Origin of the sequence: Gordonia sp. (in: high G+C Gram-positive bacteria), from assembly GCF_049647785.1 — a bacterium.
GTDB lineage: Bacteria > Actinomycetota > Actinomycetes > Mycobacteriales > Mycobacteriaceae > Gordonia.
The window spans coordinates 1-13,108 of the sequence record NZ_JBARYI010000058.1 but is presented as its reverse complement, the minus strand read 5'-3'; the positions used below and the strand labels follow the sequence as shown (position 1 = coordinate 13,108).

Genomic DNA, 13,108 nt, shown 5'->3' with positions numbered 1-13,108 from the left:
ACGATGAAACTGACAGGTGAGGCGTTGGGTCAAGCGGTCCGTGCAGCAGCTGGCGGCGACCGTCAAGCGCTGAACTCAGTTCTCGAATCAGTACGTGAGCCAGTCTTGCGGTACTGCCGGGGACGCATCGGTGTTGGTGAACGGCACTTGTTCTCGGCCGACGACGTAGCGCAGGAGGTGTTGATGGCGGTAATGACAGCTTTGCCCAGGTACGAAGACCAAGGGCGGCCTTTCATGGCATTCGTCTACGGCATCGCCTCGCACAAGGTTGCCGACGCGATGCGGTCGGCTGCGCGAGTCAAAGCCGATCCTGTCGACGAAGTTCCCGACTACGTGGATTTCGCGAACGGACCCGAACAGTCCGCTCTCGAATCGGACGCCTCGCGGCAGATGCGAGAACTGCTGACGATCCTGCCAGAGAAGCAGCGCGAGATCTTGGTGCTGCGACTGGTCGTGGGGCTGTCTGCGGAAGAAACCGCAGAAATGGTCGGCAGCAGTCCCGGAGCAGTCCGTGTTGCCCAGCATCGGGCACTCGCCAAACTGAAGAAAACTATTGATCCAAGGGGTGAGCGTTGATGACCGAAGACAACATGTCCTCAGACGACATGTCGAGCGGCCCAATCGACGTGTCTGCGGTTCGCCGTGACGATGCATTCATTGACGACCTCGCTGCCGGACGCGCGGCCATCATCAACGATGAGACCGAATACCAACTCGCAGGTCTGATCGCTGGCTGGCGCGCAGATACGCTGGCGACGCCGATGCCCACCGCACCGACGATCAACGCCGTCGAAGAAGCGATCGTTCGCGTGAATGAACGCGAAAGTCGCGGCGGCCTCTCGCGCAGGCTACGCATCATCTCGGGTGCGGCGGCGATCCTCGCAATTGCCGGAGCCGGTCTCCTGGTGTTGTCGGAGGGCTCGCAACCGGGTGATCCGCTGTGGAACGTGAAACAGGTCGTGTTCTCCGAACAGGCCCAGCAGACCCAGGCCCGGATGGATGCCCAAGGCAACATCAACGAGGCCCGCAAGGCGCTGGCCGCGGGCGACACCGTCAAAGCCAAGAAGTTGATTGCCAAGGCGGAAGACGATCTTGGCCCCATCCGCGACAAGGACGAGGTCAACCAACTCCGGGAAATGATTGACGAGATCAAGCAGCAGGATCCCGGCGCGTTGATTCCCTCGCTGCCAGCCTTGCCGTCTACTTCTTCAGTGCCCACGGTAACCGACACGACGGTGCCTGAGGAACCGACGACTGATCCGACCACGCCGTCGGAGACCAGTACGCCGCCGAGTACTCAGTCGAGTACCAAGACCCCGACGCCGACCAAGTCTGAAACCCCGAAGCCTTCGTCGTCAACGCCTGCTTCAAGCCTGGTGACGAGTACTTCACCAGCTGAGTAGTTAACAAGAGCAATAAACAACGCCGCCGATTGTTACCAGTCCAGGTAACGATCGGCGGCGCTGTTTGATTTGCGTCTGCTACAGGTCTGCTGGCAGCTAGTAGCGCTCGTGATAGTGCAGCGAGGCGTCGGCGTAGCCACGGCAGTAGTCCCACGTGACGTAGTCCTCGGGCTGCGGATCGACGGCCGGTTCGTGTGGCCGCACGGAACCATCAATGAGCAACTGCTTCAGATTTGAACGAAGCATGTCCCAGTCGTGGTAGTGATCTTCACGACAGTCCTCGCACATCACCACCAACCCGCGAACACCCCGGGGGTGGAGCAGGCGTTGGTACACGTCGAGGTCAGCGAGATCCTCCTCGACAGCGGTGCGTTCTCCCTCGTCAAGGGGGATTCCGGGGTCGAGGGCCTCGAGTGCCGAAGCGGGGTCGTCAGGGTCTCCGGCGAACGGATCTGGCGGGAGCCCAGGGAACTGGTCATGCACGCTTCCACCGTAGCTGAAACCGGACGCCAACGGCGCACTCGTTTCGCAGTGGATACGATGTATAGATGACGCAGGTACGTACTGGTGGAGATGATCCAAACAAGGTCCAAATGCTCGGACTCACCTTCGATGACGTGCTGCTGTTGCCGGCAGCCTCCGAGGTGGTCCCCAACGCGGTGGATACCTCATCGAAATTGACTCGCGGAATCACCCTCAAGGTGCCTCTCGTGAGTTCGGCTATGGACACAGTCACTGAAGCGCGCATGGCGATCGCCATGGCCCGCGCCGGTGGCATGGGCGTCCTGCATCGCAACCTGTCGGTCGAGGCGCAGGTCGCCGCTGTTGACACCGTGAAGCGCTCCGAGGCCGGAATGGTTACCGATCCGGTGACCTGCCTCCCGACCGACACCCTCGCCGAGGTTGACGCGATCTGTGGGCGTTACCGGATTTCTGGCCTGCCCGTCGTCGACAAGGGCGGCGACCTTGTGGGCATCATCACCAACCGCGACATGCTCTTCGAAGCCGACAGTTCTCGTCAGGTGTCCGAGGTAATGACCCCGGCACCGCTGATCACCGTCGCCGAAGGCGTGTCCGCGGAAGCCGCGCTCGGGCTGTTGCGTCGTCACAAAATTGAGAAGCTGCCGATCGTCGACGGAGCAGGCAAGCTGACCGGCCTCATCACGGTCAAGGACTTCGTGAAGACCGAGCAGCACCCGCTCGCCACCAAGGATGCCGATGGTCGACTGCTCGTCGGTGCGGCGGTCGGTGCGGGCGACGAAGCCTGGACGCGCGCGCTCGCACTCGCCGAGGTTGGCGTTGATGTGCTGGTTGTCGACAGTGCGCACGGCCACTCGCGCGGCGTGCTGGAGATGATCGCCAAGCTCAAGGCTGAGATCGGTGATCGCGTACAGCTCATCGGCGGCAACGTCGCCACCCGCGAAGGTGCTCAGGCGCTGATCGATGCCGGTGTTGACGCGGTCAAGGTCGGTGTCGGTCCCGGTTCCATCTGCACCACGCGCGTCGTCGCCGGTGTTGGTGCGCCGCAGATCACCGCGATCCTCGAGGCCAGCGCAGCCTGTGCGCCCGCTGGGATCCCCGTCATCGCCGACGGTGGTCTCCAGTACTCGGGCGATGTCGCCAAGGCGTTGGCCGCCGGCGCGTCGACCGCAATGCTGGGCTCGCTGTTGGCGGGTACCGCTGAGTCGCCCGGTGAGTTGGTGCTGGTGAACGGCAAGCAGTTCAAGAGCTACCGTGGCATGGGGTCGCTGGGTGCCATGCAGGGACGCGGCCAGGGCAAGTCGTACTCCAAGGACCGCTACTTCCAGGACGACGTCCTCGCTGAAGACAAGCTCGTTCCCGAAGGTATCGAAGGCCGGGTTCCGTTCCGCGGTCCGCTGTCGCAGGTGATCCACCAGTTGACCGGTGGACTGCGTGCCGCGATGGGGTACACGGGTTCGCAAACGATCGACGACCTGCAGCAAGCGCGCTTCGTTCAGATCACCGCGGCGGGTCTGAAAGAGTCCCACCCTCACGACATCACCCTCACCGCTGAGGCGCCCAACTACTATTCACGCTGAGCCGGTTTGCGGCGGCCTTCGCCGTAGCTGTTCATCGGAAGTCCACTAGAAAGGCGCAATAGTGCGTGACCTCGTCGAATTCGGTATGGGACGGACGGCCCGCCGGACGTACGAATTGGAAGACATTTCGATTGTCCCCTCTCGTCGGACACGGTCGTCGAAGAACGTTTCGACTTCCTGGCAGATCGATGCTTACCGCTTCGATTCACCCATCCTGAACCACCCGACGGACGCCCTCGGTTCGCCCGCTGCGGCGATTGCCATGGGCCAGGCCGGAGCCTTGGGCCTCCTCAACGGCGAAGGCCTGTGGGCCCGCCACGAGCAGGTCGAGGAAAAGATCGCCGAATTGGTCGAGATTGCGGAAAACAATCCCGACCCGTCGGCAGCCATTCGTCGCCTGCAGGAACTACATCGGGCACCAATCAACCCTGACCTCCTGTCGAAAGCGGTCGCTGAGATTCGGGCGGCCGGTGTCACCACCGCCGTGCGCGTGAGCCCGCAGCACGCACCCGAGTTGACGCCGACGCTGATCGCGGCGGGCGCGGAAGTCCTGGTGGTTCACGGCACCATCATTTCCGCAGAGCACGTGACCCTGGTTGACCGCACCGACGACGATGAGTCGGAGGTGAAGCCGCTGAACCTGAAGACGTTCATCGCCGACCTCGACATCCCGGTGATCGCCGGTGGCGTCCACGACCACCGCACGGCACTGCACCTGATGCGGACCGGTGCGGCAGGCGTGATCGTCGGCTACGGCTCTACCGAGGGGTCCACCACGACCAACGAGGTGCTGGGTATCGGTGTTCCGATGGCCACGGCCATTGCCGACGCTGCCGCAGCACGCCGCGACTACCTGGACGAGACCGGTGGGCGGTACGTTCACGTGATCGCCGATGGTGACATCCACACCTCGGGCGACCTCGCCAAGGCCATCGCCTGCGGTGCGGATGCAGCAGTTCTGGGTACCCCGCTCGCAGCAGCTGCGTCGGCTCCCGGCCACGGCTGGTTCTGGCCGTCGGCTGCGGCACACCCGGATACCCCGCGCGGTGCCCTGCTGCAGGTGGCACTCGACGAAGGACGACCTTCGCTCGATACGGTGCTGAACGGTCCGTCCGACGACCCTGACGGCCTGCTGAACTTGGTCGGCGGTCTGCGCCGTTCCATGGCCAAGGCTGGCTATTCCGACCTGAAGGAATTCCAGAAGGTGGGACTGTCGGTCCGCGCCTGACGTCTCCCTGCTCTTCACCGCTGCCGCTCGCTGGTTTAACCAACGGGCGGCAGCGGTCTTTTCGGGCCCCAACCTATTGACAGTATTGTAAATTTGTCTCAGTCTTAAGACATGACCGAGACTTTGTCGTACACGCTCCGATCTGGCGACTCCTGGCGCAATCCGTTCGACATGTACGCCGCACTGCGGGACAACGACCCGGTGCATCACGTAGTGCCGGAGAAGCATCCGGAGTCGGACTTCTACGTGCTCACGCGTCACGAAGACGTGATGGCGGCGGCCCGCGACTGGGAGACGTTCTCCTCCGCACAGGGTCTCACCGTGACTTACGGCGAGCTGGAAAAGATTGGGCTGCAAGATAACCCGCCGATGGTGATGCAAGATCCGCCGGGGCACACAGACTTTCGCAAGCTCGTGGCTCGCGGATTTACGCCCAAGCAGGTCACCACGCTGGAACCAATTGTCCGCCAGTTTGTTTCCGAGCGACTCGAAGACCTGTCGGCCCGCGGCGGCGGCGACATCGCAGTCGACCTGTTCAAACCGTTACCGAGCATGGTGGTTGCGCACTACTTGGGCGTACCAGAAGCGGACCGCAGCCAGTTCGATGAGTGGACCGACGCCATCGTCGCCGCCAACCCCGGTGCCGACATGGGAGCGGCCGCGCAGGGGGCAGCAGGCGCGGTGATGGGATTGATGGCGTACTTCACCGACCTCATCGACTTTCGTCGCAATCATCCCGGTGATGACACGGTGTCGCATTTGGTGGCGGCTGGCCTAGCTGACGATCCGGAGGGAAACCCCGGCGGCCTGCTGTCGGTATTGGCGTTCGCGTTCACGATGGTCTCCGGTGGCAACGACACGACTACCGGCATGCTCGGCGGTTCCTCAGCGCTCCTCACCCTGCATCGCGACCAGCGCGAGGTGCTGCTGAGGGAACCGGATATCTTACCGATTGCCGTCAACGAACTTCTACGGCTCACCTCGCCGGTGCAGGGGCTGTGTCGCACCACCACCGCCGACGTCGAGATCGAAGGTGTGCCAATTCCGGCGGGCCGCAAGGTGCTGCTCTGTTACGGGTCGGCCAACCGCGACGAGCGCATGTACGGACCCAACGCGGGGGAACTCGACGTGCATCGCGACCCGTCGAACATCCTGACCTTCAGTCACGGGGCGCATCACTGCCTCGGTGCTTCGGCGGCGCGGATGCAAGCGCGAATTGCGTTGGAAGAGTTGCTGAAACGCTGCCCTGATTTCGCGGTCGACGTCGACGGAATCGAGTGGGCAACCGGAAACTATGTCCGACGACCGGTGTCGGTACCGTTCACGGCATGAGCGATCAACCTCGAGGCACCGAGTGGATGCGCGGTGCGCGTCGCGAAGTGGTGCAGGACGGAATCCTGGCGATCGCCGAGCAGGTCTTTGAAGAGCTCGGCGCGGAAGCATCCATGTCGGACATTGCCGCGGCAGTCGGATGTTCGCGCGCCACGCTTTACCGCTACTTCGACGGTCGCACCCAACTGCAGTTGGCCTACGTGGAGCGGGTAGCGCGGCGTATCGGGGCCGAAGTGGCGGCGGGGGTGGCGCACCTTGCTGACCCGGGTGAGCGACTGACCTCGTCGATTCTGGCGGCACTGCACCGGGTTCGCCGAGATCGGGCCTTGGCCGTGTGGTTTGTGCCGCGCGGCGCGGGGGTCACCACGGAGCTGGCGTTGTCGTCGGAGCTGATCGAGAAGGCGGCGGGAGCCTTCCTGGGGCCGGGCACGCCGGACAACCAGTTGGCCGCACGGTGGGTGATACGGGTGATCGTCTCGCTGTTGACGGTTCCCGGCGAATCGGATGAGCAGGAACGCGCCATGATTTCGCAGTTCGTCACCCCCGGGGTGATCTCCACCGGGGTACCGGCGGGTAACTACTGAGCCTGCGCTTACTTTGATACCTCGCCAATGATCATTAGCATGATCACTTATGGCGCAGACTGACTTCGACGTTCTCATCATTGGTTCCGGATTCGGGGGCAGCGTCAGCGCGCTCCGCCTCGTAGAAAAGGGCTATCGGGTCGGGGTAATCGAAGCCGGTCGACGCTTCGAAGACGACCAGTTTGCCAAGACCAGTTGGCGCCTTCACAAATGGCTCTGGGCTCCCAAACTCGGCCTCTACGGCATCCAGCGCATGCACCTGCTGAAGGACGTCATGATCTTGGCTGGTGCAGGTGTCGGCGGTGGCTCCCTGAACTACGCGAACACCCTCTACAAGCCGGGGAAGCCGTTCTTCACCGATCCGCAGTGGAATCACATCACCGACTGGGAAGCCGAACTGACACCCCACTACGAGCAGGCGCGTCGCATGCTCGGAGTCGTCACAAACCCGACCTTCACCAACTCTGACCGCGTCATGAAGGAAGTCGCCGAGGACATGGGAGTCGGCGAAACCTTTGGCCCAACCCCGGTCGGTGTCTTCTTCGGCGCCAAGACGGGCGGCGAAGGTGCCCCCGGCGAAAAGGTCGCCGACCCGTACTTCGGCGGCGCGGGCCCCGACCGCACCGCCTGCACCGAGTGCGGTGCCTGCATGACCGGTTGCCGCGTCGGTGCCAAGAACACCCTGATGAAAAACTACCTGGGTCTCGCCGAACGCAACGGCGCGAAGATCATCGACCGCACTACCGTCGACGGCCTCGTCGAGAATGCTGACGGGTCGTGGACGGTGTCGACGCACGGATCGTCGTCGTGGGGTCCGTTCGGCGCACGGCGTCGTACCTTCCGTGCCGGACAGGTGATCGTGGCGGCAGGAACTTTCAATACCCAAAAGTTGATGCACGCGGCCAAAGGCTCGACCCTGCCGAAGCTGTCGGACTCGCTTGGGGTCCTGACCCGGACCAACTCGGAGTCGATCCTCGGGGCAATGGCCCGCAAGTACGACCCCGCCAGCGACTACTCCGAGGGCGTCGCGATCACGTCGTCGTTCTATCCGGAGAGCACCACGCACATCGAACCGGTGCGTTACGGCAAGGGCAGCAACGCCATCGCCTACCTGCAGACCATCCTGACCGACGGTGGCAGTGTCCCCAACCGGCTCGGGCAGGCGCTGAAAGAGATCATCAAGAACCCGCTGCTGCTGATCCGCCTCCTCTGGGTGCGGCAGTGGAGCCAGCGGACCGTTATTGCGCTCGTGATGCAAACCAGCAACAACTCGCTGACCACCTTTGTTCGCAAGCGCGGCCCGTTCCGCTACGTGACCAGCAAGCAGGGACATGGCGAACCGAACCCCACGTGGATCCCGAAGGGGAATGAGGCGACGCGCCGCATGGCACGCAAACTGCCCGGCGGTCTCGCGGGGGGTACCTGGGGCGACGTCGCGAACATGCCGCTCACCGCGCACTACCTCGGTGGCTGCGTGATCTCCGACGAACCAACCTCCGGCGTCATCGATCCCTACCACCGCGTGTGGAACTACCCGACGCTGCACATCACCGACGGCGCATCCATCACCGCAAACCTGGGTGTGAACCCGTCGCTGTCGATCTGTGCGCAAGCAGAACGCGCAGCGTCACTCTGGCCCAACAAGGGCGAAGCCGATACGCGCCCAGCACAGGGGGAGGCGTACACCCGTTTGGATCCGGTGGCACCCAACGCGCCGGTCGTGCCAGCCAGCGCGCCGGGTGCGCTCCGCTTGTCGATCACGCCGGTGAACAAGCCGAAGTCGGTCGAGACGGCCTGACCGTCACCGGCTTTGGTGTTACCTGATCGGTAGTCCGGCCCTTAGATGTAGAGCGCGGGGTCAGCGTAGGGGTCCGCTTGGGTGACGCGTCCGCGGGTGGTCGCCACGGGTCCGACAGCTACGCTGCCAGCCGGAATGTCGTGCACGACAACCGCATTGGCGCCGACCTTCGCGTCGTCGCCAATGCTGATCGGCCCCAGGACCTTGGCGCCCGCGCCAATGAGGACGCGGTTGCCGACAGTCGGATGGCGCTTGCCCTTCGACATGCTCACACCGCCAAGGGTGGTGCCGTGGAACATGAGGACGTCGTCGCCGATGACGGTCGTCTCACCGATCACGACGCCCATGCCATGGTCGATGAATAGTCGTCGACCGATCACCGCGCCCGGATGAATCTCAATGCCGGTGACGAAGCGCCCGAGTTGCGACAGAAGTCGCGCGGGCAGCTTCGCCACCATGCCGGAATTCCAGAGCCGATGCGAGAGTCGATGAATCCAGACGGCATGCACCCCGGGGTAGGCGAGGGCAATCTCGAATGCCGATCGAGCTGCCGGATCCCGTTCTTGAGCGACTCGCAGGTCCTCGAGCAACTCTTCGCGCAATCGCGACAGCTTGGACATCAGTCCACCAATCCTTCAAATAGCAGGGTTGACAGGTAGCGCTCACCGAAATCGGGGAGCACAACAACGATCGTCTTGCCGGCAAACTCCGGGCGCTTTGCGACCTGGACGGCGGCGGCAATAGCGGCACCGGACGAGATCCCCACGAGAAGCCCCTCTTCGGTGGCCGCACGACGAGCCCACTCGACCGAGGTAGTGGCATCAATGTCGATGACTTCGTCCAGCACGGTCTGGTCGAGTACCTCGGGGATGAAGTTGGCGCCGAGACCCTGGATCTTGTGCGGGCCGGGTGCACCACCGTTGAGGATGGCCGACTCGGCCGGCTCGACAGCGTAAATCTTGACGTCTGGCTTGCGGTCCTTCAGCACCTGGCCGATGCCGGTAACGGTGCCGCCGGTGCCGATTCCGGCCACGATCGCATCGACATCGCCGGCGGTATCGGCCCAGATCTCTTCCGCGGTGGTGCGACGGTGGATGTCAGCGTTAGCGGGGTTGGCGAACTGGCGAGCCAGCACCGCTCCGGGACGCTCGGCGGCGACCTTTTCCGCAGCGGACACTGCGCCAGCCATGCCTTCACCGGCCGGGGTCAGGAGCAGCTCGGCACCGAAGGCGCGCAGCAGCGCGCGACGTTCCTTCGACATCGACTCGGGCATCGCGAGTACCACCTTGTAGCCGCGAGCTGCGCCGACCATCGCCAACGCGATGCCGGTGTTGCCGCTGGTGGCCTCAATGATGGTGCCGCCCGGAGGTAGTTCGCCCGAGGCCTCGGCAGCGTCGACGATGGCGACGCCGATGCGATCCTTCACCGAGTTGGTCGGGTTGTAGTACTCGAGCTTCGCCAAGACGGTAGCCCCGGCACCGTCGGTGATGCGGTTGAGGCGCACCAGCGGGGTGCGTCCGATAAGAGCGGTGGCGTCGTCGAAAACGTTGGGCGACATGTCAATTCCTCAGAGTGTTTTGGGTGGACGCGCGCGGGCGTCCGTACAGGGTGGATCGGGGGCGGTGAAAAGCGTTCGATGCGAATGCATCGGAACGCGGGCTGAGGGGTGAGCGCCGGAAAACGAGTGCCGAACAGGCTCGGCACACGGAAATCGGGCGCTCTACAGACAGTGATCGGTCAGCAGATACGCGGAATGAGCGAACAGAGCGCGCGACAAGTGCGGGAAGATCTCCACCGCGTTCTCCTCATCGTCGTAGGCCGTCACTATTGAGATTAACAAGTCGGCGACAGCAGTTGTTCCGCGCAATGCGGAAGTGGCACCGAACCGGTCAATCCATGCCGCGCGCGGCCAGGGTTTCGGCGAACCCGTCCGCCGTCTGCAGGGCCGCAAGAACGGTGGGCGCCAGCAGAACTCGCGGGCCAGCGCGGAGGCCCCGCGCACGCCGTGCCTGGTCTACCTGCGAGAGAACATCGGCGATGAGCGGGATACTGCGGATGGTCAGGGCGAACGTCATGGCGATGAGGTCGGTGCGGACACCGAAACGCTCCACGGGGCGCAGTGCGCCGATGATCGCGTCGAGCATATCGGTGGTGCGAGTGGTGAGCGTGACGACTGCCGCCAGCCCAGCAGAGGCAAGCAGAATCGCAGTCACGACGAACGCACGCGAAAGGTCGGTGACGATCCACTGAAACAGGAACAGCACACCAAGCAGCCACAGCAGGCCACGGATCTGCGACCACGCGGCACGGAACGGAATCATCGCGATGAGAAACACCGCGGCCGTAGCCGCGAGAGCGATCCACGCAGCCATCGGCGTCCGGACCACCACCGCAACGGTGATGATCGCCGCCATCAGGGCGAGCATTTTGAAACCCGCCGGCAGTCGATGCAACAGCGAATTTCCGGGAACGTAGACGCCGATCATCGACTCATCAACGTCCGGTAAAACGCAATCGCCGGAGCCGGGGCGTCGTCGGCAACCACCCGTCCGTCATCGAGCACGATAACGCGATCGAACTCATCGAGCATGGGGAGGTCGTGGGTCAGGACCACCAACTGCTCGGCCAGTTCGGTAAAAGTCTCTCTCAGCATGAGCGAATTCCGGAGGTCGAGCATCGTGGTCGGCTCATCGGCTACCAGAATGCTGGGGCCCACCACCATGACGGCCGCGAGTGCCAGCAACTGTTTCTGCCCTCCCGAGAGTTGATGCGCCGGCTGGTCGGCGTGTCCGGCAAGACCGAAATCTGCGAGAACCTCATGGGCGCGGGCCTTTCGTTGCGCCTTATCCGAGATGATTCGCGACAGGGACAATTCGATGTCCTCGACGACGGTCGGCATGATGATCTGCCGGTCCGGGTCGGAGAAAATGAAGCCGACGTCGCGGCGCACCTTGCGCTTATTTTTGCGGACGTCGAGCCCGTTCACCGTGACCGATCCGCGGTCGGGGAGGACAAGTCCATTAATCATTCGGGCAAGGGTGGACTTGCCACTGCCATTAGCGCCGACGATCCCGACACGATGCTCGCGGATTTCGAGGTTGATGCCGCGCAACACAACTCGATCTCCGAAGGCATGCTCAACGCCCTCGAAGAGGATGGAGCCATCCTGGTCAGACACTCTTACGCTTCGACCGCAGCGGAGTGATGAGACCGGGACGGCCACGATGGACCGGCGCAGCGACCAGGGCGGCGATAACCGCCTTAATCGTGTCACCAATCAAGAACGGAGCATTCAAGGTAATGAGCTTCCACAGACCCAGGTCCGTGCGAATCATCTGATAGGTGATGCCAAAAATGTAGATAACAATGGCGCCGCCAATGAAGTTGATGATGATGCCGAGAATGATGTTGTAGCGGGGCATCATGTAGGCGGTGAGCAGGCCGACGACCAGGGCACCGGGCAGGAACCCGAGGAAATAGCCGCCGGTCGGGGAGTTCAATGCCACCCATCCGGTACGGCCGCCAGCCAAAATCGGTAGGCCCGCAATCGCTAGAACCATAAAGATGGCGACGGCGAGAGTGCCCTTCTTCGGTCCGAGGACAGCACCCGCCAGCATTACGCCGAGGGTCTGCAGCGTAATCGGCACACCTGCCGAGAGATTGATCGCCGGGGCGAGGCCGAGGACTGCGATCAGCGCGGCGAAGACCGCGGCTTGCGCGAGGTCGACGGTGGTCAGCGACCACCAGCGTCGAGTGTCCGCGATCTCTGGGGAGGGATTCGTCATGTGAACATCGTATTCGCCCCGGATATCGGTACGTCACCGGGCCTGTACGTTGTACAGGTTGTCTGGGTTTGGCGGGGCGACTTCTGCTTCGGCAGTCCTCGCTCCTTCGCTAGCGCTTCGTCGCTGCGGAGGGCTCTTCAGAAGTCGCCCCGCCCAACCCTCGTTTCGCTGTCCAATCTGCGTTTGTTGGGTTGTGTGGGCGTGACTGAACCCCCGACCGGCCGGGGTGTCCGGCTGGTCGGGTGGGTTACGCCCCCAACAGGTGCTCGAGGTGGGCCTCGAGCCGAGAATCTTCCGGAGCCGGCGGGCCGTGCGGGCCGTTCACGGGGAGCAACTCTGCGTGGTGGGTCGGGTTGACCCGCCACGCGGCACGCCTGCCGGGGGTGCGGGGTCGCCAGGCGACCCGGCCCCGGGCGGGGCCGTCCACAACGAGTTTGGTTTCCCACTCGCCGACGTTCTTGCCCACGCTGCGGTTGTGGCGTCCGCATGCGGCGCCCAAATGGTCCACATCGGTGGGACCACCGTCGGCCCAGTCCGGGAAGTGGTGGGCCTCGGTCCGGGCGAACGGGGCATTGCAGTGGTGGGCGGTGCACCCGCGGTCGCGGGCGAAAAGCATGAGGCGTTGGGGCTTGTTGGCCAACCGCGACCCCCGCCCCAAGTACAGGGGCTGGCCGGTGGAGTTGGCGAAGACCGCCAAATGCGGGGTGGCATTCGCGGCGAGGTCGACGAGCTCGCCGACTGGAACGCGGGTGCCGGTCGCAGTGAGGGCGACTCCGGCCTGTTCGGCCAACTCCCGGTCGGTCACCGTGATGACCAACTCCGAGGACAGGGCCCGGCCGGTGCCGGGCCGCAGGGCTTGCTCGGCCTCCAGCAGCGCCAGCAGGGCGTCGTGCTGGCGTTGGCCGAGCGAACGGTCAT

General features: G+C 63.8%; 14 protein-coding genes. 7 read left to right on the top strand and 7 right to left on the bottom strand.

From position 1 onward, the window contains the following. Positions 1-3: 3 nt before the first annotated feature. Positions 4-576, top strand: coding sequence for a sigma-70 family RNA polymerase sigma factor (locus WBA38_RS09170; RefSeq protein ID WP_424322536.1), 573 nt, complete (start codon positions 4-6; stop codon positions 574-576). After that, positions 576-1,403, top strand: a complete 828-nt coding sequence (locus tag WBA38_RS09165; RefSeq protein ID WP_424293066.1) for an anti-sigma-D factor RsdA — start codon at positions 576-578, stop codon at positions 1,401-1,403. Before WBA38_RS09170 ends, WBA38_RS09165 begins: the two co-directional genes overlap by 1 nt. 96 nt (positions 1,404-1,499) lie before the next feature. On the opposite strand, the gene WBA38_RS09160 is transcribed toward WBA38_RS09165, so the two are convergent. Beyond that, on the bottom strand, positions 1,500-1,886 hold the full coding sequence (locus tag WBA38_RS09160) for a DUF5319 domain-containing protein (RefSeq protein ID WP_424293065.1): 387 nt from the start codon (positions 1,884-1,886) through the stop codon (positions 1,500-1,502). A gap of 65 nt (positions 1,887-1,951) precedes the next feature. Here WBA38_RS09160 and guaB point away from each other — a divergent pair, with 65 nt between their 5' ends. The 5 genes from guaB (at position 1,952) to WBA38_RS09135 (ending at position 8,405) form a co-directional block, all read left to right on the top strand. Continuing rightward, positions 1,952-3,463 (top strand): IMP dehydrogenase, encoded by a 1,512-nt coding sequence (guaB, locus tag WBA38_RS09155; RefSeq protein ID WP_424293064.1) that lies wholly within the window; start codon positions 1,952-1,954, stop codon positions 3,461-3,463. A 61-nt stretch (positions 3,464-3,524) separates the two neighbouring features. Then, entirely contained in the window at positions 3,525-4,691 is a 1,167-nt protein-coding gene (locus WBA38_RS09150) for a GuaB3 family IMP dehydrogenase-related protein (protein WP_424293063.1), read from the top strand. A gap of 111 nt (positions 4,692-4,802) precedes the next feature. Beyond that, the gene (locus WBA38_RS09145; RefSeq protein ID WP_424322535.1) at positions 4,803-6,023 is read left to right on the top strand and encodes a cytochrome P450; all 1,221 of its coding nucleotides are present in this window, start codon (positions 4,803-4,805) and stop codon (positions 6,021-6,023) included. After that, on the top strand, positions 6,020-6,607 hold the full coding sequence (locus WBA38_RS09140) for a TetR/AcrR family transcriptional regulator (protein ID WP_424293061.1): 588 nt from the start codon (positions 6,020-6,022) through the stop codon (positions 6,605-6,607). Before WBA38_RS09145 ends, WBA38_RS09140 begins: the two co-directional genes overlap by 4 nt. A gap of 49 nt (positions 6,608-6,656) precedes the next feature. Continuing rightward, on the top strand, positions 6,657-8,405 hold the full coding sequence (locus tag WBA38_RS09135) for a GMC family oxidoreductase N-terminal domain-containing protein (protein WP_424293060.1): 1,749 nt from the start codon (positions 6,657-6,659) through the stop codon (positions 8,403-8,405). A 41-nt stretch (positions 8,406-8,446) separates the two neighbouring features. On the opposite strand, the gene cysE is transcribed toward WBA38_RS09135, so the two are convergent. From cysE to WBA38_RS09105, 6 genes are all read right to left on the bottom strand, one after another. After that, positions 8,447-9,025, bottom strand: coding sequence for a serine O-acetyltransferase (cysE, locus tag WBA38_RS09130; protein WP_424293059.1), 579 nt, complete (start codon positions 9,023-9,025; stop codon positions 8,447-8,449). After that, positions 9,025-9,963: a cysteine synthase A gene (cysK, locus tag WBA38_RS09125; RefSeq protein WP_424293058.1), complete on the bottom strand. Its 939-nt coding sequence runs from the start codon at positions 9,961-9,963 to the stop codon at positions 9,025-9,027. The genes cysE and cysK overlap by 1 nt, the downstream gene beginning before the upstream one ends. 331 nt (positions 9,964-10,294) lie before the next feature. After that, positions 10,295-10,891: a CbiQ family ECF transporter T component gene (locus WBA38_RS09120; RefSeq protein WP_424322534.1), complete on the bottom strand. Its 597-nt coding sequence runs from the start codon at positions 10,889-10,891 to the stop codon at positions 10,295-10,297. Beyond that, positions 10,888-11,583, bottom strand: coding sequence for an energy-coupling factor ABC transporter ATP-binding protein (locus WBA38_RS09115; RefSeq protein WP_424293056.1), 696 nt, complete (start codon positions 11,581-11,583; stop codon positions 10,888-10,890). Before WBA38_RS09115 ends, WBA38_RS09120 begins: the two co-directional genes overlap by 4 nt. After that, positions 11,576-12,190, bottom strand: a complete 615-nt coding sequence (locus tag WBA38_RS09110) for a biotin transporter BioY (protein ID WP_424293055.1) — start codon at positions 12,188-12,190, stop codon at positions 11,576-11,578. The genes WBA38_RS09115 and WBA38_RS09110 overlap by 8 nt, the downstream gene beginning before the upstream one ends. Positions 12,191-12,437: 247 nt before the next feature. Then, the coding region (locus WBA38_RS09105) for a DUF222 domain-containing protein (protein ID WP_424322533.1) at positions 12,438-13,108 on the bottom strand (671 nt) is incomplete at its 5' end.